The 21815-nt window shown below is 59.3% G+C and carries 25 protein-coding genes; 11 read left to right on the top strand and 14 right to left on the bottom strand.

Features of this window, described 5'->3' with window-relative positions; all coding sequences use genetic code 11:
- Positions 1-62: 62 nt before the first annotated feature.
- Positions 63-2819, top strand: coding sequence for a GAF domain-containing protein (locus V5N47_RS10555; protein ID WP_338727395.1), 2757 nt, complete (start codon positions 63-65; stop codon positions 2817-2819).
- A 146-nt stretch (positions 2820-2965) separates the two neighbouring features.
- Here the strand turns inward: V5N47_RS10555 and V5N47_RS10550 are convergent, their stop codons facing one another.
- Positions 2966-3961 (bottom strand): halocyanin domain-containing protein, encoded by a 996-nt coding sequence (locus tag V5N47_RS10550; protein ID WP_338727393.1) that lies wholly within the window; start codon positions 3959-3961, stop codon positions 2966-2968.
- 175 nt (positions 3962-4136) lie between these two features.
- Between V5N47_RS10550 and nirK the strand changes: the two genes are divergently transcribed.
- The 5 genes from nirK (at position 4137) to V5N47_RS10525 (ending at position 7700) form a co-directional block, all read left to right on the top strand.
- The gene (nirK, locus tag V5N47_RS10545; protein WP_338727391.1) at positions 4137-5165 is read left to right on the top strand and encodes a copper-containing nitrite reductase; all 1029 of its coding nucleotides are present in this window, start codon (positions 4137-4139) and stop codon (positions 5163-5165) included.
- Between the two features lie 11 nt (positions 5166-5176).
- On the top strand, positions 5177-5494 hold the full coding sequence (locus V5N47_RS10540; protein ID WP_338727389.1) for a CGCGG family rSAM-modified RiPP protein: 318 nt from the start codon (positions 5177-5179) through the stop codon (positions 5492-5494).
- Positions 5495-5613: 119 nt separating this feature from the next.
- Positions 5614-5949, top strand: a complete 336-nt coding sequence (locus tag V5N47_RS10535) for a hypothetical protein (protein WP_338727387.1) — start codon at positions 5614-5616, stop codon at positions 5947-5949.
- Between the two features lie 96 nt (positions 5950-6045).
- Positions 6046-7428, top strand: a complete 1383-nt coding sequence (locus V5N47_RS10530; protein WP_338727385.1) for a hypothetical protein — start codon at positions 6046-6048, stop codon at positions 7426-7428.
- Positions 7425-7700: a hypothetical protein gene (locus V5N47_RS10525; RefSeq protein WP_338727383.1), complete on the top strand. Its 276-nt coding sequence runs from the start codon at positions 7425-7427 to the stop codon at positions 7698-7700. The genes V5N47_RS10530 and V5N47_RS10525 overlap by 4 nt, the downstream gene beginning before the upstream one ends.
- 21 nt (positions 7701-7721) lie before the next feature.
- Here V5N47_RS10525 and V5N47_RS10520 read toward each other — a convergent pair whose 3' ends face one another.
- Both V5N47_RS10520 and V5N47_RS10515 read right to left on the bottom strand, forming a co-directional pair.
- Complete coding sequence (locus V5N47_RS10520; protein WP_338727381.1) at positions 7722-8036, bottom strand: YbjQ family protein; 315 nt, start codon at positions 8034-8036, stop codon at positions 7722-7724.
- A 615-nt stretch (positions 8037-8651) separates the two neighbouring features.
- Positions 8652-9194 carry a GNAT family protein gene (locus V5N47_RS10515; protein WP_338727379.1) on the bottom strand — a complete coding sequence of 181 codons (543 nt, stop codon included), beginning with the start codon at positions 9192-9194 and terminating at the stop codon, positions 8652-8654.
- Positions 9195-9488: 294 nt separating this feature from the next.
- On the opposite strand from V5N47_RS10515, the gene V5N47_RS10510 reads away from it, so the two are divergent.
- The 3 genes from V5N47_RS10510 (at position 9489) to V5N47_RS10500 (ending at position 13342) form a co-directional block, all read left to right on the top strand.
- The gene (locus V5N47_RS10510; protein ID WP_338727377.1) at positions 9489-12722 is read left to right on the top strand and encodes a PAS domain S-box protein; all 3234 of its coding nucleotides are present in this window, start codon (positions 9489-9491) and stop codon (positions 12720-12722) included.
- A 103-nt stretch (positions 12723-12825) separates the two neighbouring features.
- A complete protein-coding gene (locus tag V5N47_RS10505) occupies positions 12826-13158 on the top strand; it encodes a HalOD1 output domain-containing protein (protein ID WP_338727375.1) in 333 nt (110 codons plus the stop codon).
- A 34-nt stretch (positions 13159-13192) separates the two neighbouring features.
- Positions 13193-13342, top strand: coding sequence for a hypothetical protein (locus V5N47_RS10500; RefSeq protein ID WP_338727373.1), 150 nt, complete (start codon positions 13193-13195; stop codon positions 13340-13342).
- Positions 13343-13365: 23 nt separating this feature from the next.
- On the opposite strand, the gene V5N47_RS10495 is transcribed toward V5N47_RS10500, so the two are convergent.
- The 6 genes from V5N47_RS10495 to V5N47_RS10470 all read right to left on the bottom strand — a co-directional run bounded on the left by V5N47_RS10495 (position 13366) and on the right by V5N47_RS10470 (position 16488).
- The gene (locus tag V5N47_RS10495; RefSeq protein WP_338727371.1) at positions 13366-13929 is read right to left on the bottom strand and encodes a hypothetical protein; all 564 of its coding nucleotides are present in this window, start codon (positions 13927-13929) and stop codon (positions 13366-13368) included.
- Positions 13930-13994: 65 nt separating this feature from the next.
- Positions 13995-14297 carry a hypothetical protein gene (locus V5N47_RS10490; RefSeq protein WP_338727370.1) on the bottom strand — a complete coding sequence of 101 codons (303 nt, stop codon included), beginning with the start codon at positions 14295-14297 and terminating at the stop codon, positions 13995-13997.
- 54 nt (positions 14298-14351) lie between these two features.
- On the bottom strand, positions 14352-14639 hold the full coding sequence (locus V5N47_RS10485) for a winged helix-turn-helix domain-containing protein (RefSeq protein ID WP_338727368.1): 288 nt from the start codon (positions 14637-14639) through the stop codon (positions 14352-14354).
- Positions 14640-14658: 19 nt separating this feature from the next.
- On the bottom strand, positions 14659-15285 hold the full coding sequence (locus V5N47_RS10480; protein ID WP_338727366.1) for a protein sorting system archaetidylserine decarboxylase: 627 nt from the start codon (positions 15283-15285) through the stop codon (positions 14659-14661).
- 23 nt (positions 15286-15308) lie between these two features.
- Entirely contained in the window at positions 15309-15854 is a 546-nt protein-coding gene (locus tag V5N47_RS10475) for a metal-dependent hydrolase (RefSeq protein WP_338727364.1), read from the bottom strand.
- Between the two features lie 55 nt (positions 15855-15909).
- Positions 15910-16488, bottom strand: coding sequence for a hypothetical protein (locus tag V5N47_RS10470; protein ID WP_338727363.1), 579 nt, complete (start codon positions 16486-16488; stop codon positions 15910-15912).
- Positions 16489-16649: 161 nt separating this feature from the next.
- Here V5N47_RS10470 and V5N47_RS10465 point away from each other — a divergent pair, with 161 nt between their 5' ends.
- Complete coding sequence (locus V5N47_RS10465) at positions 16650-16883, top strand: TrmB family transcriptional regulator (protein ID WP_338727362.1); 234 nt, start codon at positions 16650-16652, stop codon at positions 16881-16883.
- Here V5N47_RS10465 and V5N47_RS10460 read toward each other — a convergent pair whose 3' ends face one another.
- Positions 16884-18212, bottom strand: a complete 1329-nt coding sequence (locus V5N47_RS10460; protein WP_338727361.1) for a cytochrome P450 — start codon at positions 18210-18212, stop codon at positions 16884-16886. It lies immediately after the preceding gene.
- 185 nt (positions 18213-18397) lie between these two features.
- On the opposite strand from V5N47_RS10460, the gene V5N47_RS10455 reads away from it, so the two are divergent.
- Positions 18398-18634 (top strand): hypothetical protein, encoded by a 237-nt coding sequence (locus V5N47_RS10455; protein ID WP_338727360.1) that lies wholly within the window; start codon positions 18398-18400, stop codon positions 18632-18634.
- Between the two features lie 163 nt (positions 18635-18797).
- On the opposite strand, the gene V5N47_RS10450 is transcribed toward V5N47_RS10455, so the two are convergent.
- The 4 genes from V5N47_RS10450 to V5N47_RS10435 form a co-directional block, all read right to left on the bottom strand.
- Positions 18798-19718, bottom strand: coding sequence for a hypothetical protein (locus V5N47_RS10450; RefSeq protein WP_338727358.1), 921 nt, complete (start codon positions 19716-19718; stop codon positions 18798-18800).
- Between the two features lie 94 nt (positions 19719-19812).
- Positions 19813-20364 carry a hypothetical protein gene (locus V5N47_RS10445; protein WP_338727356.1) on the bottom strand — a complete coding sequence of 184 codons (552 nt, stop codon included), beginning with the start codon at positions 20362-20364 and terminating at the stop codon, positions 19813-19815.
- The gene (locus tag V5N47_RS10440; protein WP_338727355.1) at positions 20361-21134 is read right to left on the bottom strand and encodes a P-loop NTPase; all 774 of its coding nucleotides are present in this window, start codon (positions 21132-21134) and stop codon (positions 20361-20363) included. Before V5N47_RS10440 ends, V5N47_RS10445 begins: the two co-directional genes overlap by 4 nt.
- Before the next feature lie 105 nt (positions 21135-21239).
- On the bottom strand, positions 21240-21701 hold the full coding sequence (locus V5N47_RS10435) for a hypothetical protein (protein WP_338727353.1): 462 nt from the start codon (positions 21699-21701) through the stop codon (positions 21240-21242).
- Positions 21702-21815 lie beyond the last annotated feature (114 nt).

Here is a 21815-nt window from a genome sequence, read left to right as displayed (position 1 = left end):
TTGAAAAATACAGCTAAGAAGTATGGGAAACATTGTTGTATTCTTCATACGCGATAGATACCATGACTGCTCATCTACTGGGCAATTGGCGACGTTGGGCAATCGCCTTTCTTGGTTTCCTCCTCGTTTGGATGAATCTCTTGGCCTACTGGGCCAGCCCAGACCCGCTCCTCACAAGAACAATAGAATCTATCATCCCGCTCGTGCTCGCAGGTGGACTCACCGGGTACGGCGTCTGGCTGGCCCGGTCGCCGCCGCCAAAAATTCAACTGGATTCTCTCGTCAAGTGGAGTGTTGCCGGGACGGCTATCATTGGATTGCTCGGCTCGTGGGAGATGAGCATTCACCTGCTCAAGGGTGAAACACTGGCACAAACCATCAACGAAGTGTCGAGGACAGCGACGGTCGGCGCAGTCGTCGGAGTAATCATTGGGCTGTACGATGGACGGGGGAACGAAGAACACCGTGAGGCAACACGCTCCCAGCAAGCCATCGCTGCTGCGATGGATGGAATCGCCGTCCTCAACGAAAACGGCGAATACGAGACGATGAATCAGGCGCACGCTGAGGTGTACGGCTACGACGACCCGGACGAGTTCATTGGTGAGACGTGGCACATGTGCTACACAGCGGCCGAAGCGAAGCGTATCGAACAGGAGGTCATGCCAGAGCTGGCCGCAGCGGGGTCGTGGCGCGGCCAACTCGTCGGAATACGAAAGGACGGGCGTGAGTTTCCACAGGATATTACGCTCTCAGCGCGGTCAGAGGGTGGGCTCGTCTGCATCGTTCGCGACATCACAGCCCGTGTCGAGTACGAAACCAAACTCGAAGCGCTGCACAACGTCACTCAAACGTTTCTGACGGCAGAGTCGGTCGACGCGATAGCAGAGCAGTTGGTTGCGACTGCGAACGATATTCTCGGCTACTCCCTCGCAGTCATGTGGACGTACGACGCCGCAAATGACCAACTCGTCCCACACACCGTAAGCGACCGCGCGCGAGAATATATCGACCATATAGGGGTCGACGAGTTCCCCACGCTCGAATCGGGGTCGGCTGAGGTCGCACAGTTCAAACAAGGGACGTCAGCATACATACCGCAGTACGAAACACTCGATAATCGCCAGAACGAGGACATCCCGCTTGGAGCCGTGTTGATGGTTCCACTCGGTGAGTACGGCATGTTCAGTATCGGAACTGAAGAACTCGATGGCATTTCTCCGTCTGACCAGCTCCTCGCGGAAATCCTCGGGTCGAGTGCGCAAACGGCAATCGAAAAGCTCGACCGAGAACAGACGCTCGTAAACCGCGAGCACCGCCTCAGCACTATCGTAGAGAACATGCCGGTCATCCTGTTCGCCTTCGATAGCGAGCAGACCATGACTCTCCAAGTGGGGAGTGCCCTTGACCGCATTGGCTTAGAGCAAAATCAGATGGTGGGAATGGACGTTGAAGATGCCGTCGGCGATTCGCCGGCCGTAACCGCGGCAATAGAGCAAAGTCTTAACGGGGAGTTCGTCGATACCACAATCGACCTGTGGGGACAAACGTACCACGTCTGGTATCAACCGCTCAGAGAAGACGGCGAGGATGGAGCGGTCACGAGCGTCCTCGGCGTCGCCATGGACGTGACCGAACGCGCAAAGCGCGAGCTCGGAATCAGGCTGCTGCACGAATCGACTCGGAACATGATTCGGGAGACGGACCCCGTAAAAATCTGCCAAATCGCAGTCGAGACCGCACGGAACGCACTGGAGTTGCCAGTGTCGGGTATCTGGATCAAGACAGACGACCAACTGCAGCTCGAACCAGTTGCGTGGAGCGAGGAGGCCGAATCGATGTTCGACGAGCTACCCGCGTGTAAACCGGGCAATAGCCTCGTGTGGCAAGCGTATGAAGACGGCGAACTCCTCCACTTCGACGATGTGAGCAACGCATCGAAGCGATTCAATTCAGAGACGAAAGTGCGCAGTGAACTCAACGTTCCAATCGGAAAGTATGGGGTCATAAATATCGGGTCGCTCGAACCACATGCATTCGATGAGACGGATATTACGCTCGTGGAACTCCTCGTCTCAAACACCCTCGCTGCGCTCGAACGCGCCGACCGCGAGCGGGCACTGCAACAGCAAAAAGAGCAGATGGAGTTTTTCAACTCGATTCTCCGCCACGACGTACTCAACGGGATGATGGTGATTCGAAGTCGGGGTGAATTCCTCACAGAAGAACTCACTGAAGACCAGTTGCGGTTCGCAGAGACAATCGTGAGTTGGAGCGACGACGTCATCGACATCGTCAAGCGAGTTCGAACAGTGTTGAACACACTCACTGGCGACGAAGGAGTGGGCTTCGACACCGTTGACCTCTCTGTGGCGCTCGAAACGGAAATTGAGCGCGTCCAGAACACCTACCCCACGGTTCAGTTCGAGACGGATATTCCAGAAGGACTCAGTGTACGAGCAAACGAGTTGCTCGGTGACGTGTTCGGGAACGTCATCACGAACGCCGTTGCCCACAACGAGACAGATGGGCTCTGTATCACGGTGACAGCAGAGAAACACGCACAGACCGTGTCCGTTCGTATCGCCGACAATGGCCGTGGCATCCCCGACGAACAGAAAGATACGATTTTCCGACGTGGCGAATCCGGACGAACGCACGCGACGAATGCTGGCTTTGGCCTCTACTTCGTCGGTTCGATGGTCGAGTCGTACGACGGCAACGTCTGGATTGAAGACAACACGCCACAGGGCGCAGTGTTCGTCATCGAACTTCCAATCCCAGTCACAGAACGCACGCTGCGAGACCACGAACAGTGAGTGTATTTCGACACACACTGCGATTCTGCCTGTAACAGCTTCACTGCCCATCAAATTGTGTGCGACATACCCTCTGGAACGAGTTCCACACAGTATCACCGCGCCGTCGGACGCGCCGCCCGACTGAAACTGTCGAACCCAAGCTGCTACTTCTTGCGTCGGGTATCCAAGCGATCTCGAACCCGCAAGAATGCGCCAAACGCGAGCGGCGAGAGGAGGGCAGCACCCAACGCACCGAACACGCTGAGGTGGGCCGGAGTGACTTCGTAGAGACCGTCGAAGACGTCACCGACGACGATTGCGCCTTTCATTCCGTGCTGTCCGTGGGGTCTGCAAGCGTACTTGCTGATGCCAACACCATCGAACGCGTATCCCCACTCGCCAGTCGACTGAAGAGCACTTGCGTACGTACCATCTTCGGCCACGAACTCGTGTGGGCCATCCTCACCAACCCACTCCCAGTGGACACGAGTACCGGGGTCGATGTGAATGGCTGGTGGGGAAATCGCGAACCCGCCGCCGTTCCCCTCTGCACCGATGTACACGCGCACGTCTGGTTGGCCGCGCATATCGACGGTTCCCTCGAAGTTGTCGACGTCGGCGAACCAGTCGCCGTAGTCGGGTTCGCGGGTGACGTACGTGTACTCGGGTTTCGGCGCCGATGCGGTGACTTCGATGTCGCCAACGATGACCGCACCCTTCATTCCCATTGGCTTGTGCGGCCCACAGGAGTAGGGTGAAACCTCCTCACTGTCGAACGTGTGTTCGAACGTACTCTCTGCAGCCTCGAGCAGCTCACTTTCGTAAGCGTCGTCCTCGGCGACGACGTTGTGCAGCCCGCCTTCACCCGTCCACGTCCAGACGATGGTCGTGCCCGGATCGACGCGGACTGCTGGCGGGTCAAACGCGAATCCACCGCCGTTTCCCTCGGCTCCGACAATAACGTCAACGCGCCCATTGCCGCGCTTATCGACGATGCCACGATAGTTAGAAACGTTCGCAAACCACTCGGTAAGCGTACTGTCATCCTGTGCAGCAACCGGGCGTGCAGTTCCAAGAGCTGCCCCGCTGACTGTGAGCACGGTCGCCGTCTTCAGAAACCCACGTCTGCTAATGGGTGGTGTCGTGAAAGATGTATCCATACATAACCATTCCAGACAAGTATGAATAATTCCAAAACACGAGTCTCAGATGTTGGGAAGAGGATATTCACTATATGGTGTATCTATTCCAATAGGTGAATAGAGAGAGGAGATACTCATGGGATTCAACACAACTCGGCGGCAGGTATTGCAAGCGGCTGGGCTCGGTGGTGCGATGGCACTGGCCGGCTGTACGGTTGGTACCCCACCCAGCAACGATATCAAAACGAGCCCGCTGCAACTCCAGACGGAGGTCGAACTTGGGGCGGCGAAGCCAGTTGATGTCGAGCGAATCGCGGCAGACCCACGCGACATCCCCGCCCCGATTACTCGAACGGAGCCAGCAACGGTCGAGGTCGAACTGGAGACGCTCGAGCTGGTTGCAGAGGTCGAATCGGGCGTCACGTTCACGTACATGACGTTCAACGGGCAGGTTCCGGGGCCGTTCATCCGCACTCGGGTTGGCGACACGGTTGATCTCACCATCAGAAACCACGAGGATAACGCGATGGTTCACAACGTAGACTTCCACGCCGCACGCGGACCGGGCGGCGGTGCCGAGGCGACCGTCGTCGCTCCGGGCGAAGAAAAGCGCCTGCGATTCAAGGTAACCTATCCCGGCGCGTTCATCTACCACTGTGCGGTCGCAAACGTCGACTACCACATTAGCGCCGGAATGTTCGGCATCATCCTCGTCGAACCCGAGGAAGGGCTTCCAGCAGTCGATCATGAGTTCTACCTCGGCCAGCACGAACTCTACACGAACGGCAAGACGGGCCAGAAAGGCCACCACGAGTTCGACTTCGTGCGGATGGCGATGGAAGATCCGACCTACGTCCTGATGAACGGCGAGAAGTACGCGATTACGCCAAACAAATACGCCGAGATGAACGTGAAGACGGGTGAAACTGCTCGTATCTTCTTCGGCGTCGGCGGACCAAACCTGTTCAGCAGCTTCCACCCAATCGGCAGCGTGTGGGATGAAGTCTGGGAACAGGGTGCACTGGCGAGCGAGCCGATGCGGTACGTCCAGACGACCCCCGTCCTTCCCGGCAGTTCGTGTGTCGCAACGATGTCATTCCCGGTTCCTGGGGATTTCAAGCTCGTCGATCACGCACTCTCACGAGTCGCTCGCAAAGGGGCGCTCGCTGTCGTCACCGCTGAAGGGCCTGCGAATCCCGACGTGTTCGAACCAGTCGAATAAAATCCACGAAAATGACCATCTCTCACACCGACGAACACGGCGCAGTCGAACCAGTTACAGATCGCATCCACGATACCTCGTGGTCAGCGAATCTCGAAAAACCACAGCACGCTGCCGACATCGCCCTCGTCATTGCGCAGGCAATCAATGCGGTCGAACACACGGCACCGGGAAAGCACGTCAACCTCGTCACACATGGTGCCCACGACCACCCCGAATCGTATCTCTTCGAGGCGCTCGAAGAAGCGTTCGAAAACGCCGATGTCAACTGGGAATATATCAAGCAGTGTGGCTGTGGTGGTCACGTCACCCGCGTCCACGTCGAGTGAACTTCCCACTTGTATCGCATTCTACAGACCGGAGAGTACTAACGCTGCTACCAGGCAGGTTCTATCATTTAGACAATACGTTCGGAAGGGGCTTATGTATCGCTCTCCTCTTTCAGATAATGAACTTCGACGAGCGTTTTGGGGACCTATTCGAACGAGGCGAGCGAGAGCAAGCGAGAGAGCTTGCAAAAGCTGTGCTCCGAAACGAGCCAGTAAACAGCATCGAGGTCACCGACACCGTAGTCCACGTCCAGACGCCCTCGTTTTACGGAACCCATCAGGTGACGACCGACCGCGACGGAGTCATCGATATTCAACGCCAAGGCACGTACCGCTACAAGAGTGAGGCAATCGACCTGTCGTTTACCACGAAAACGATGACGGACGCGGCGTATGACCAGGCGCGGGCGCGTCTCAGAGACCAATACGAAAGTGCGTCCGACACCGTCGAATAGGTGTGGAAATCGCGTCACTCCCCAGATACGCGAACGACCACGCCTCGCCGCGGTGATTATTACCACCACCGACGAATAGTCACACGAATTATACGAATGAGGGTGAGGCGAAGTCTGCTGTTTGCGGGGCTCACGATACTCGGAGCTATGCTGTTCGCCCAGCCCGCGGCGGCCCACGTCGGCAGCCTCGGCGGGTTGATGGCGCCCGTGGCGGTTCCGACGTGGCTCACGATTCTCACTGGCGGCATCATCGTTGGCGTCTCGTTCATGTTCACAAGTCTGCTCACCGACCACGCCGCCATTCGCGCGATAAACGGGTGGCGGCTGTTGCTCTCACCACCCGCCGCCGTTCGCCGGGTGCTTCGCATCACGGTACAGGGACTCAGCGTTGGCGTCCTACTCGTCGTCATCGCTTCCGGATTCCTCGGCCCACAGTCGTCAACGTCGAACTTTGCGATTCTCTTCGTGTGGGCAGGCTGGTGGGCGGGCTACACGATGAGCGTCTACCTCGTGGGAAACACGTGGGGCTGGTGCAACCCGTGGCAGGCGCTCGCCTCGCTCGCTCCGCGCACCGGTTTCAGAATCTACCCTGCACGACTGGGCGCGTGGCCAAGCGTCGTCGCGCTTCTCGGCCTCGTTTGGCTCGAAGTCATCAGTCCAGTCGCAAGCGACCCGCAACTGCTCGCGGCCGTCATCGTCGGGTACTCCGTGCTCACGCTCGCCGGGGCGGTGGTGTACGGAGCCGACACGTGGTTCGAGCACGTCGACCCAATCGCGCGAGTGTTTCGGTGTTACGGGCGAATCGCGCCGCTTCAGCGAACCGAGTCGGGCGTGGCGTTCAAACTTCCAACCGCCGCGCTCGCCGCGCAGGCGGGCGATTTGAAGCCCGACGACACCGCGTTCATCATCGCATTGCTGTGGGTGACCACCTACGACGGCTTCATCTCGACGCCGCTATGGGGCGACCTGCTCCGACCGCTCGTCGCCGCAGGCGTGCCCCCACTTGCGGTCTACTTTGCGACCATCGTCGCCGGATTCGCACTCTTTCTGTCGGTGTTTCGCTTCGCGGCGCGCCGGGCTCGACGTTCCGGGCGAACCTACATCACCCCGCGATTCATCGAGGGCTGGTTTGCGCCGGCGTTGTTGCCGATTGCCGCAGGATATCATCTCGCCCATTTTCTTGGGTTTTACATCACGCTCTCACCCGCGCTCCAGACGGCCGCACTCCAGCCCTTCAGTCAACCGACCGACGTGCTGGTGTTGATACTGCCATCGTGGTTCTCGCTCGTGCAACTCGGCTTCGTCCTGGTCGGGCACCTGCTCGCTGTCTGGACTGCCCACGCGCTTGCCTTCGACCTCTTTCCCGGGAAACTCAAACCCATCCGGAGTCAGTACCCGTTCGTCGTCGTCATGATTTTCTACACGATGACGAGCCTGTGGATACTCACCCAACCGTTCACCACGCCACCATTCGTATGACCGAACGCATTCCAGAAACCGCCGTCCACGACACAGACCCACCGGCGACGTACTGTCGCTACTGCGACCAGCCGTTCGATTCAGCGCAAACCCGCGCGCTTCACGTCGGAGAGACCCACACCGACGAATGGACGACAGACGACCAGACGGCCTACGACGAGGCGCTCACCGCAGAGGACGACGAACTCTGGGTGTACCACATGAAAGTCGTCGTCGGCCTCGCCGTAACTTACGCCATCGTCGTTGTCGTCTACATGATTGTTCTCGGGTAGCGAACGCAGAAAATCGAGCCGTTATTTGAGCCGAACCGCCGTCCCGTACGCGATGACTTCTGCACCGCCGTTTGTAATCTGCGACGTCTCTAACCGAATGTTGATGACTGCGTCTGCACCCATCGCGGTCGCGTCCGCTTCCATACGCGAGAGCGCCTCGTCGCGCGCTTTCGAGAGCAATTTCGAGTAGGCTTTGAGTTCGCCCCCAACGATGTTGCGAAGCCCCTGTGTGATGTCGCGGCCGACGTTTCGTGCCTCAACCGTGTTCCCGCGGGCAATGCCAATCGCTTCGACAATCTCCGCGCCGGGAATCATCTCTGTGGTGACCAGTTGCATCGGCTACCATACGGGCCGACATGTGAAAAAACGACCCTGTTGAGATCCTCCGTGACTGATAGAAGGCGTCAGAAAATGCACAACCTTCGACTCTCGTAGGCGGTGGCCGCACTCGGCGGTCTGTTGCACGTCCCGCTCAAAAATCGAACGCTATCTGCGAGTCAGCGCATCTCTTCGAGAGACGTTGCGGTGTCCGACATTATCCACGCCGTCTCGCTGTCTGACTCCTCGATACAGATCGCAAAAAACGACTCTCGACCCTCATCGACGGTGATGCGAAATCCGCGACTTGTCAGTTCCGGGAGTTGTTTGGGTGGAGATTCGGAAGTATTCACACCTCCGTTCAGACCCACCAGTACATAACGGGCACGGTTTGGTCCGTGGACGGACCTGACAGGCCGTACACCCGCTTACTCTCCGTGTTTCTCCGAGACGGTTGTCTAGAATAATTGCTTTCACAACACGTTCTGGAAACGAAATTCCAGCGACACAAGCAGCGTATTTGTCAGATTTTAATGAGTATCGCATCTGCGTGGCAACATATAGCAGAGTGGGCAGAAGGGTGGGGTTACTGAACGCGGCTAAAGCCGAGCAGGCGGCACAATTTATCTCGCGTTACGCACCGTCCCATTCCTCGCGGAGCAGGCCGTATTGTACCATGTCGCGGTGTGCGCCGTCAACGAACATGTACTGGCGTTTTCGTCCCTCTTCGGTGAAACCAAGCGATTCTAAGAGGCCGCGCGACGCCTCGTTGAAGTCGAAGGCTTGCGCGCCAATCGCCGGGGTGTTGTACGACCGAAAGACGTAGTCGATGACGAGCGAGACGGACTCGTTGCCGTAGCCCTCGCCGTGAACCTCCGGGACGAGCCAGTAGCCGAGTTCGGGGCGTTTGTAGTGGCCGTCCATGACCGCGATTTGCCCGATTCGAGTGACGCCGTCTGCGCCATCCGCTGGCTCCTCATTTTCGAGACAGACGATGAGTATATCCGGGCCGGTTCGATTGGCCGAGATTTCGTACTGGCCCTGATTTTTCACTTTGTGGCCAAGCGAATACCGCAGTTCGGGGTTGGCACCTGCGCGCTGGAGAAATGGGATGTCTTCGGCTTCGGCCGTCCGAAGTGTGACCCGTTCGCCGCTTGCGACGCGTGCACCTGGCATGCCTACAGCGAGCGGTGGGGCAGGTATACGCTTTGTGCCTGATTCGCACGGCGCGGGCATTACAACCAGCCCGTTCTCCCGCCAGTTCGACAGTAGCTGTGAGGGTCCGGCCAGAACGGTTTGGAGACGATGTGCGCGACAGCCAGTCGGAGACTAGTTTGTACAAGATCCCTGGTCGTGGAGATTCCAGCAGTAAACCGTTAATTCGAACAAAATAGTCATACATTGTTACAGAAATGATGGCGCAGTTTTTTATCTCGGAAGTGTGAGGAAGTAGTAACCGGCTCGACCACGATGTCACCCGATTTACACGTACTGATTGTCACGGAACGGCCCCAAGAGAGGGCAGACAATCACGCACTCTCGGACCTCGCCACGGATGACATCCGGGTTGCGGTCACCGACCCAGACCAGTGTCGAAACCAACTCGCAAACGAAACGGTGCACGCTCTCATCACCGATTTCGACAGCTACGACGCCGTCTGTGCGGTCGCCAGCGGCCACCCAATCATCGTCTACGACGACCCACCATCGCCAGACGCCATCGCTGCGGCATACGACGCCGGGGTGGCAACCGTCATTCAGCGAACACCCGAGAGTGTCCACATTCTCAGAGAAACCCTACGACAGATGAGGACCCCCAAATCAAGCGCTTCACGCCTTGAGACGGGAGACAACGCATATCTCGCGGCAATCGTTGAATCCGCTGCAGACTGCATCATCACCATCGACGCGGACAGCATCATCCAATTCGCAAACTCCGCCGTACAAACGCTGTTTGGCTACGAGCCAGCAGAACTCATTGGCGAGCCGCTCACGATACTGATGAGCGACGACCTCGCCGCCCAGCACCGCGCGGCTGTCGCCCGCTATCTTGAAACGAACGAACGGCGCTTCGATTGGAGTTACGCAGAACTCCCCGGCGTGCACAAAGACGGCAGTGACGTGCCGTTTGGCGTCTCGTTCGCTGAGTTCACGCAGGGTGGAACCCAGTATTTCACGGGCGTGATTCGAGACATTGCAGACCGAAAACAAGCAGAGCAGTTGCGGCGAAAGCGAAAGCGCCAGTTCGACGCGGTGTTCAACGACCCGTTTACCTTCTTTGCGCTACTCGGGCCGGACGGCACGGTGTACAACGTGAACCAGCCCGCACTCGACATCGCGAACGTGTCGGTAGAAGATGTGGTTGGCAAGCAGTTCTGGGAGTGCCCATGGTGGTCGCATTCTCCAGCCCTCCAAGCGCAGTTGAAAGCCGAACTCGAACGCGTTGCAGACGGCGAGTACAGCAAGTTCGAAGTCACGTACGAACGGTCTGACGGCACGACTGTCACCGTCGATTTCCAAGCGCGGCCGGTGTTCGTTGGCGAGACCGTGACCGGCATCGTTGCAGAGGGCCTCGACATCAGCGAAGAAAAACGCCTCCAAGACGAGTTGCGGACCCAGCGCAACCTCAACCAACAAGTCATCGACACTGCGCCGGTTGGCATCATCATTCTCGATGAAGCCGGGACAATTGAACACATCAACGACCGTGCGGTGGAGATAGCGGGCGTCTCCCGCGAGCGACTACAAAACTCCCCGCCTGACTTTTCGTTCACCGACGGTGATGGCGACCCGCTGGCTGTCGAAGAACTCCCGTTTACGAAGGTGCTCGAATCCGGAGCCACCGTCTACGACTTCGAGTTGGGCGTCACGCGTCCCGACGGGAGCTGGGTCTGGCTGTCGATAAACGGCTCGCGGGCGCGCGTCGAAGACGGCGATGCGATACGCGGCATCTTCACGCTCGAAGACATCACCGAGACGAAACGCCGCGAAACGCGCTTCGAGGCGTTAAACGAGAAAGCCCAGCAGTTACCGGAAGCGAAGACCGCATCGGAGGTCTGTTCAATCGTGGTCGAAGCGGCGACGGACGTCCTTGAGTTACCCTACACCTACATCCTCCAGTACGACGAGGCGGAGGGTGACCTCGCGCCCGCGGCCCAGACGAACGGGGCGGCCGCGCTCGTTGACTCGCCGTTGCTCGGCGAAGTTGGCGACAGCCCAGTCTGGGAGGTGTTCATCCGCGACGAAGCGACCGTGTTGTCCGAGTTTGCCGCACCCACCGAAGAGAATGCGCGCGTACAGAGCGTGGGCATCTTCCCACTCGGTGAGTTCGGCGTGTTCGTGACGTGCTCCCCCGAAAAAGCGGCGTTCCGCGAGACAGACCTGTTGCTCGCCGGAATGCTCTGTTCGAACGCGCGCTCGTCGCTGAATCGCGCCGCCAGAGAGGCAGACCTGCGCAACCAGCGCGACCGACTCGAACAGAAAAACAAGCGGCTCAACCGGGTAAACCGCATCAATCGCGCCATCCGCGACATCACGAAGGTGCTCATTCAAGCGGACACCCAAGAGGAAATCGAAGACCTCGTCTGTGAGCGACTGGCGGACATCGACCCGTTTGCGTTCGTTTGGATTGGCGACGCGAACCCGACCACCGGGCTGATAACGCCGGTCAGTTCTGCGGGAGCGGGCGACGGCTATCTCGACCATATCACGGTCACGACCGACGGTACGGAGACGAGTCGCGGGCCAGCCGGGCTCGCCGTCGAGACGCGAGAGCCACAGGTCCAGAACAACATCCTGACCGACGCCACGTTCGAGCCGTGGCGCGAAGAGGCGCTGTCGCGTGGCTTCCGGGCAAGTGCGGCCGTCCCGATTCTGTACCGTGACACGGTGTACGGCGTGTTGAACCTGTACTCGACGAAGCCGCTCGTCTTCGAGGAGATGGAGCTCTCGGTGCTCGGAGAACTCGGCCAATCCATTGGCTACGCGATGAACGCGCTCGAACGCAAGCGCGCGCTCGTAAGCGAGAGTTCGGTCGAACTCGAATTCGTGATTTCGGCGCTCAAAACGCCGATTCTCGGCTTCATCGACGGCTCAGAAGGTGAGTTTACGCTGAAAAACGCCGTGCGACGCCTCGACGGAAAGATGCACCTGTTTTTCAACGTGCGCGGGATTGCACCGGACGTGATTCGAGCGCACGCAGCGGCGGCTGCGGACGTGAGTCAGTTCACGCTGATTGGAGAAACGGACGACGAGTGTCTCTGTGAGTGTACCATCGAAGATTCGACGTTTATCTCAACGCTCATCGAACGCGGCGCGAGCCTCAACCAAATGCGGGTCGAAGACGGCACCGCACGGCTCAAGGTTCGCATCCCACAGAGCACGGACGTGCGCCGGTTTGTCGCCTACCTTGATTCGACGTTCGGCCACGTGACACTCCAAGCGCGTCGCGAGTTCGACACCCCCGTCATGACCCAACAGGAGTTCGAAAACGAGGTGCGAAATCGGCTCACCAAGCGTCAAGAAGAGGTCATCAAAACGGCGTATTTCAGCGGCTTTTTCGAATGGCCACGGCGGAGCAATGGTCAAGAAGTCGCAGAAATACTCGGCGTGACACAACCCACCGTCAACCGGCATATTCGCGCCGGTGAGCGAACTTTATTCAACCTCCTCTTTGACAGAGACGAGCGTCAAACGCGCGAGTAAGGGCGTCAGACGGCAGATTTACTATGCTAAATCACCCGCGGCTCGCGTGTAACATACCAACGGTCAACATCTTAGGAAGTCTAAAACCCATGACTGTTCGAAGATGAACGAAACGCTTCGGATGAGCGAAAACGAGGGGACATTTGGGACGCACGTGAGCGAGGTGCTCGTAGACGCACTCGCAGACTGGCACGCGGTTGACTCACACGAACTGACCGTGTGCGTGTACGACTACGTTGATCCCGAAGCGCTCGACACACTCTTTTGTACGACTCGCGCTGGTCGCCGGCGAGAAGGAACGGTGATCGTGCCACTCGACGACGTCGTCGCCACAATCACCGTCACGGCCACAGACGCGGTCGATATTTCTCTCGAAGCAGCGCAACCAGCGGAGGCAACCAGCGCCTCCCCACCATACACCGAACTCAGCGGCTAACTCCCACGTGAACACACCAACATATCATAACATCATGGACTATAAACAGCCACAACCGACTGCAGACGCTGACCTCATATACACCGAATACGAAGACGAATTTCGCTCCGTCGCGGTCATCGAAGACCCGTCGATGACTGACGCATGGTTGCTTTCGACCAAATACATCCCACTCGAACAGTAACGAAGCCACGGTTTTGCGGTTGCTCAGTACTCGTAGTAGCTTTGGCCGTTATCGGTGGTCGTCGCTTCGGCCTCTCTGACCGGCGTTCCATCGGGTCTGAGCACCCACCAGATGTCGTTTACACCCTGTCCCTTTGCGTCACCGGGTGCTTCGTCGGGGGCGAAGTAGTAGAGCGGCCAGCCGCCCGCGGCCACCTGCGTCGAGCCGTCTTCTCGCTCGAAGGTGGTGAGTGCTGCTGCCACGTCAGCTGTTTTGGTCGGCGAGTCGCTCATCGTAAGTGGCGGCCACGTCGAGGCACACCCGCCGGTGCACGCGCTCATCGGGTCGCCTTCAGTGTCACGGTCGAACATGTAGAGAGTCAGGCCGTCTGGGCCAACGAGGATGTCACCGAGGTCGGGATGCGCGGCGACCTGCACCGTCGCACCGTCCATTCCGCCTTCGGTCGTCGTCATGGCATCGGTGGTCGGCTCGTCTGCTGTCGTTGGGTCCTCTGTTGTGGTCGTCGAGTCGCCACCAGACCCGCCGACGCAGCCAGCGAGGGTGGCAGTGCCGGTCACCGCGAGGAACTGGCGTCGTGAAATGGCCATGTCTAGACCGACGAAGCATCGTGCGATGAGCGTTGTCCGAACTTCATCCAAAATTCGTCCAAGCTTCACTCAAGGGTGATGCGCGCGAGATACGCAAGCGCGACGAGTTCGAGCCCACAGAGCAGGGTCATGCCGACTTGCACGTCGGTGCCGGCGTTCTCGAACCAGCCGATAAAGTCGGGGTGGAGGAGGTAGAAATAGAGCCACAGGAGGTTCTCGACGAGCAGGAAGGCGGCGAACACGAGCAGGCCTTTCGTGTGGCTGGCACCGTGGTCACGGACGTTTCGCAGCCAGACCGAGCCAAGTGCTACGAGCAAGAGCACGTTTACGGCGGCGGCAACGCGTGCTGCGTCGAGCAGACTACTCATCAGTTCCTCGTTGGTGTGTCGTTGCTATATGCGCTGTCCAAAATTCATCCGAACTCATGGCTCCTCCGTGTCAACGACCGCGAGCACCGCTTCGACGACGTCCCAGTTCGATTTGAGCTGGTCGGTGAACAGATACACCGCGGCGTAATCGTCGTCCGTGCGCCGCACGACGTTGTTCTTCATGAGCACATCGAGGTGGTGGCGAATCGTCGTGTAATCAAGTTCCAGCGTCGTCGCAAGCTGGTTTGCGTTCTGTGGGCGTCTCCGAAGTTCTTTGAGGATGCGGACCCGCGTCGGGCCACCTCGAGAGCTCGCAAGCACGTACCAGAGAACGCCCTCCATCTACATTGTGTTCTGCTGATTACTCCTTAAACCCGTGGGCGAGCATCGAGGTACCCGCGTACACACGGTCGCCCTTCTCGACCGCCAACATGTCTTCTTTTATCTCGGGTGGAAGAAGCACGTCGGCCCGGCTCCCAAACGAGATGTGACCGATGCGGTCGCCTTTCTCGACTTCGTCACCAGCTTCGACGTAGGGGTGGATACGGCGAGCGAACCACCCGGCGATAAGGACGACGGTGAAGTTTTCGAACTCGATGTGGAGTTGTTCGTTGTTGTCCGAGTCTTTCGAGAAAGCGAGTTTGTAGCCGCCGGGCTTGTGCGTGACCTTCTGCACCGTTCCCGCGAGCGGGGCGCGATTCACGTGCACGTCGCGGGCACTCATGTAGGTGCCAACGCGAAGCTGGTCGTCTTCACGACGGATAACAGAGACTTTGCCATCTGCGGGGGCGGCGACACCCTCGGTCGTGATTTCGCGGTCAGGGTCGCGGTAGAACAGCAACACAGACCCGGAGAGGAGCAGGCCGAACAGTGCGCCTATCGGGGAGAAAATCGTCGCCGCGAGGCCAGCCAGAAATGCGAGCACCGCGAATTTGAGGCCGTCTGGGGCGAGTCCGGTGGTCATAACCATCGCTTTTTCGGGCGTCATATCAAAGCCTTCTATCTCCGTTCTCACGAGAGGTCGAAATCGGGCACCTGCTTTCTGAACACCGTGTAAACGACCGACAGCGAGAGATTCACGACGAGCAGGTAGAACAGCGGGCCGTCGTAGAGGACGAACGCAGGCACTGAAAACGCCACCACGAGTGCGAGGTCTTCGGGCGAGCCGTCGTATCGAACGCCTCTATCCGGCGGCAGCCAGCGGTTCGTGAAATGGACGTACACCGCGTGTCTCGATTCGACTTCCCACGGCCGCGCTTCTGCGCCGCCCCCGAAAATATCGGACACCGAGTGTACCCACGCGAACAGCAGGAAGGTGAACAGCCCTATCGAAAGCGCCGAGGGCCACAGCGCGGCGAACACGGTCGCTGGGAGGGTGACGACGGCGTAGTACACCGGAAAATGGAGCGTCTTTCGGTGCTCGAACAGCACGTCGAGGTCGGGAAAGATGCTCGCAACGATGGCGACGCCGAGGACGACGGGCGTAAACGCGGGGAACAGCACCACCAGTCCGTAGGCGAGGGTCATGCCAACTGCGATGTGCGTAGTCGTCATCATCGACAGAGTCTATGCGGGGTACGGGAGCGAAGAAGAAAGCCGTTCGTCCGACAGGTTAGTTGTTCGAGTGCGAGCGGTTGGTTGCAGAAATTGTCTCTGCAACGTCAGAGCGGTGCACCTCAACCGTGCGCGTCTCACCTTCGGTCATGATTTCGACGGTCACCATGTCGCCGGGCGTGTTGCGGGTTTTGAACGTGGCAACGGCGACGAACACGTAGGCAAACGCGATGATTGCGCCGAGGAAGTACGTCCCGACGACGAGCAAGGTGAGGTCGGGATTGCCGGTCGTCGCGCCGCTCCACCAGAAGGGGTAGGCAAACTGGAAGATAGCGACGGCGACGAGTGCGAGGAGGCTTCCGCCGAGAACGCCGCGGAGGGCGGCTTTTTCGGTTGGCAAGGCAACAACGATGCCGAGTAAGATGGCCGGGATGGCGACGCCCGCGAGTACTCCGGCGAGCTTTCGTGCGCCGAACACACTCAGGCCGAGCGTCTCGAAGAGACCTGTCGTCGCCATCGCAATCGCGGAGACGAGGCCGACGGTACCGAGGACGAGAAACAGCCCACCAGCGAGCACCCGGCGCAGGTCACGTTCGGGGCGTTCTCGCTTGCTGTAGGCGTCTGCGATACTCTCCATGCTGTTCTCTTCCCGTGGAACGACAATAATGGCACGTCAGACGTGCGCATGACGCGATGGAGTGGCGCAGACACCCGCACTAGCGCGAGTCCTGTCAGCACGCGAGAGTTCGACAATTGTCGTAGAGCAGTTTTATTATCGTCGAAAATAGAGTTGATGCAATGACTGCGAAACGTGCTGTCGTTTCACAGAAACGACGCGCACTCCCCGTCGAGTTGGAATCGCCGAGTTCGAAGCTCGTCTACTACTACCTGCAAACGGAACACGGAGCCACTGTCGAAGAACTCCACGAGGAACTTTCTATGACCCACATCTCGTTGTATCCGGTGCTCAGGACGCTCGTTAGTCGCGGATTCGTCGTGCAAGACGGCGACCGGTATCACCTTCTCGACTGATTAGCGCCGCGTGACGCGCACCGAAATCCCATCTTTTGGCCGCAGCGTAATCGCCGGGTCGAGTTTTAATGGACGATTCGACACGGCTTCCATATCGAACTGTTGGAGAATCGTCGCCAGCACGAACTTCGCTTCGAGCATAGCGAAGCGGTCGCCGATGCACCTGCGCGGGCCGCCACCGAACGGGAAGTAGGCGAACGCTGGTAGTTGTTGTTCGAAGGCCGCCGTCCACCGGTCGGGGCGGAAGCTTCGTGGGTCGGGGAAAAAGCGCGGGTCGCGGTGGAGTACCCACTGGTGCATCCCGATGGTCGCCCCGGGCGGGATGGGGTAGCCGCCGATTTCGTCGGCCGCGATGGGTTCGCGCAGAAGGCCGTACACCGGCGGGTAGAGGCGCATCGACTCTTTCAACACCTGTTCGGTGAGTCCCATGTGAGGAAGGTCCGCCATCGTTGGCGGGTGGCGGTCCAGTTCATCGAGTTCGGCTTGGAGGGCAGCGAGCACGGCGGGGTGGCGCGTGAGCAAGTCGAATGAGTACGAGAGCGCGAGCGCCGTCGTCTCGTGGCCAGCGAGGACGAGCGTGAGCACCTCATCGCGGAGGTTGTCTGCTGGAACCCCGGCGTCGAGAAGCCGCGACACCACGTCGTCTGCACCCTCGCGCTCTCCAGCCTGTCGCTCGCGGATGATGTTCGCCACGACGGCGTCGAGCGCCCTCGCCGCGCGGTGAAACTCGAGGTTGCCGGGCGTTGGCACCCAGTCGGGGACTTCGACCGGGAGGCGCGACGAGCGACGGAACTGCGCCATCACTGTCTCTAAGGCATCGCCGATTTCGACCGACTCCTTTCGAATGTCCACCGAGAACAGCGCGTCCGCGACGATTTCTACGGTGAGCCGCATCATGTCGTCGTGGATGTCACGCACCTCGCCGTCTCGCCACTCGTCGGTGAGGCGGGTGGTGTACGCGGTCATGGTGTCCGCGAACGCCGCGACTCTCGTCGGGTGGAACGCAGGCTCAAGGCGGTGGCGTTGTTCGCGCCACCGCTCGCCTTCGCTGTTCAACAACCCCTGTCCAAGCAGCCGGAGTTGGTACTGGAACAAATCGCCTTTTACGTAATTTTGGTTGTTCTCGACGAGGACGTACCTGATGTCGTCGGGATGATTCAGCTGGTAGAACGGTCGCCTGCCGAACTCCAGATAGACGATGTCGCCGTAGGCACGCGCCGCGTGGGTCATGTAGCCGAGTGGGTCGCGGCCGAACTGCATCCCGTTGCCGACCATTGGAAAGCCAGTCGGGCCGGGCGGTCGCCTCGTGGGCGTTTCGACGAGAGACATGGCTCAGATACGCGAAGAAGCCGCATCACTCTTTCTCGGAGATGGTGGAGGTCCTTTCTGTGGGGGAAAATACCGGAGCGATTGCTGCGCGTCTCAGTCTCATGCCCCCAGCCTTGCTGACACACGCAGACGATGTGATTACCACAAAGTACTTTGTCCGAACCACTATCAGTAGGTTTGTTGATATGTTCCGTCGTAACAGCTGGGTGCTGCTGTTTCTGCTGGTGATTGGCGGCGGGCTTATCGTCGGAACGTGGAACCAGCAAGAAATCCAGACGTGCCACGACATGTACGATGATGACCCTACCGTAGCCGCTGACTGTGAGGATTCCTTCACGGACGTCGTGTACTATGGGTCGTTGTTCAGTGTCTCCATTGGCATTTTTGGCGTTCTCTGGAGTCTGCTGACCCGTGCGAAATGAAAATTCTATCCGCCCAAAATCCAGTCGTCACCCGGTAAAAACGTCTGACTCCTCGATGGTCTTGACCAGCGAAGGCAAGTTGTCTGTCAATTGTAGTCGGCTTTGAAATCGTTCTGTTCACTGAAATCCGATAACGCCGAGAAAACAGAATACACTCCGCTTCTCAGACCCGCCGCGTGAGCATGTCGAGGAGGTCGTGACGAACATCCCGAATGCGGTCTACCGTGTTCGCTCCGTCCGCGAGCACGGGATACGACACGTCTAACGACTGGTAGAGATAGTCGTGGAACTTGCCGCTGTCGGTACGGCGAATCCCGAACTGAATCCCTGACTGCATCTCCTGTTGGCGGTCGGTGAGCAACGTTTTTACGCGCGTTTCGAGGTTGCCAAGGCGTTCCCACGCCGCGTGAAGGTCTGCGTACGACCGCCGGTAGAGCGGCTCACTGGTCACGTCATCGAGTTCGCCTTCGACCGTGTCGAGCAGCGCGGTCGCTGCTTTGAGGTCTTCAAGCTCCGTATCGAGCGTGCCGAGCATCGCGTCGCGCTGGGTGCAGGCGTACTCAGTTTGTTGGATGAGCACCTGTTTGAGCTGTGGAGTGAGCTGTGTGCCGTGGCTCACCGCCCGAGCGAGTTCGTCGCCGAACTCGATTGACATGTGGACTTCGAGCGACTCGTCGTACTCCTCTGTGAAGTGAGGGACGGCCATCACCGTCTGTTCAAACGCTTCTCTGACATCCTTTAGCGACTGGTCTGCAGTCTGCACGTTTGCAACCGTCATCCCGCCGGTTTGCACCTGCGTCATCATTTGTGAGGCACTGATGCCCGTCAGCCGACGAAGGAAGCGCGCGTAGGCATCGCGCTCTGTGCGAGTCCGTGAGACTTCGGTATCACAAATACGCCGTGCTTGCCCGAGATAGAGGACGGTGGCGACCAGCGCGAGTGTGAACAGTCCAACGCCGACGTAGAGATATAACTCGCTCAACTGCGCCGCGCCAGCACACTCGAATGCCTGACACCAATCTGCCCCCTCCATCTGCGGACTGCGTGTGTAGACCGCGCTTGCGGTCGCCCCCATTGAAACCATGTTGATGTATGTCACGGTCTAAGAGTGCATAATGATTATGTCAGCGGCGTCTCTTGTCGGTGTGGCCACCTGCACCCGGTTCGCACCGAGCCTGTCACTCTGTGTGGTCGGAAAATCCCCACTCTTCTGCGCGCGCAGCAGCCTCTGCTCGCGCCTGCTGTTGGATGGCCGCAATTTTCTCCTCGTCGGCCAGAAACGCCTCGACTGCGCCCGGCTCGTCTGCCGCATCCGGCGATGACGCAGTGAGGCGGGCTGTTGGCGCGGCCGCTCTCGTCCGCGCCGCAAGGGCTGCGTCGCCGGCGACGCGCTCTGCGGGCATGCCCGGCGGGACAGCCAAGTCGTCGTTTTCGTGGACGGCGGCGAGGACGTCAGCACTGAGCGAGAACAGCGAGACGCTGTACGGGCCCGGGACGGCGAGGTCGGCAAGCGCCGCCGGGCCACCGCGATTTGTCCCTGTGTGGTAGGCGAGCAGTGGAATGCCCGCTTCGAAGGTCACCACGCCACGGCCGTCTTCATCGAGCAACAGCGAGTCTTGAGGAACGAGCACGGCGTAGCCGGTGAGTTCGCGTTCGAGTGCCGTCTCGAACGTGGCTCCGGGGCTCGGGACGACCCGCGATTTTTCGAGCGTGCCTCGGGGCAGTTTCATGGCGACTTTGGAATCACCGCGCTGCGAAAGCGGTCTGCCACCGCGCCCGATTCGCCCGCCTGTACGTCGATGCGAGATGCGGCGGTACGGTAGGCGTCGGCGGCCGCCGAGTCAGGCGCGTGTGCGAGTAGCGGTTTTCCGGCGCGGCGTGCGGCGCGTGCGTGTTCGCTTGCAGGAACGGTGGCGAGCGTCGGTCCGTCGAAGTAACGGGCAGCCTGTTCGGTGATGCGGTCGATGCCCGCCTCGTCGCGCACTTTGTTGAACAGCACGCCCGCTGTTCCCGTGCTGTACGACCGGGCGTACTCCTGTACTTTGAGCGCGTCAGAGAGCGCCGGAATCGTCGGTTCGAGCACGACGATGATGCGGTCTGCGAGCACGATTGGGAGGACGGCGCTCCTGCTGTCGAGGGCGGCGGGCGAGTCGAGCAAGAGCACGTCCGTGTCAGCAGCGAGTTCCGCGACAACGTGTGTGAGCCGCGCTGGCTCTGCGGCCTTGAAATCTGCGAGGCTCGTCCCGCAGGGCACGACCTTCATCCCGAACTGCTCGTAGACGGCTGCGGAGACGGGCGCGGGGTCGTCACTCAACAGCACATCGTGAAGCGTGGTTTCGACATCAGCGAGTCCGGCATGGAACAAGAGGTTCGCCATCCCCGTATCCGCGTCAACAACGGTAACGTCGTATTCCGCGGCAAGCGCCATCCCGAGCGCCAGCGTACTCGTTGTCTTTCCCGTCCCGCCTTTTCCGCTTGCGACGGCAAACGCCTCGACCATTATCCGTACTTGTGGCTGTATGGTGAATAAAAGTTCGCAGTTTACGGACAGGTCAGCCTGCCAGATAAAACGGGCCGCGCAACTGGCGTGGCGTTCTCGCGTAGCTCACCGAAGCAACTGCTTGAGCGGTGGGATGCCGCTTCGATTGACCGCTTGGAGCCGCTCTCGCGCAGACGAGCGTGCTTCCTGAAGTTTGCGCGAGGACACCTCGTTGCCCTTTGCGCGCGCCCGGCACAGCGTGTAGAGTTCGTCTACAGCGTGTTGGTAGTCGATAACGCGCTCTGCACAGGTGAGGGCAGACCGGACAGCTTCTGGGTCTGCTGGCTGAGAAAGGACGGCGCAGAAATCATCGCGTGCCGTGTCGTCGTCGGCAATCGCGATGAGGGGAATGTCCACCGTGGCTGCAAACGCAGCGACACCCGGAACCGAAAGTGAAACGAAAAACAGATCCGGGGGAGCCACGGTGCTGGTTGCCTCGACTGACGAGACGGTCTGGACGGTGTGGTCTGAGAGCGCCGCAGCTACGGCATCACTGACCGAAGCTTCAGCAAGAACGACCACGTTCACACCGCTACCTCTCTCTGAAGTATCATAGATGTTTTGGGAACGGTATTTGAGTTATAACAACAAGAACCGATTACTGAGATAAGCCAACTGCAGGGCGGTTTTTGCCACGTGACC

The sequence above is a fragment of the Haladaptatus sp. DJG-WS-42 genome, assembly GCF_037198285.1.
Lineage (GTDB): Archaea > Halobacteriota > Halobacteria > Halobacteriales > Halococcaceae > QDMS2.
This window is presented reverse-complemented; position numbering and strand designations above follow the sequence as displayed.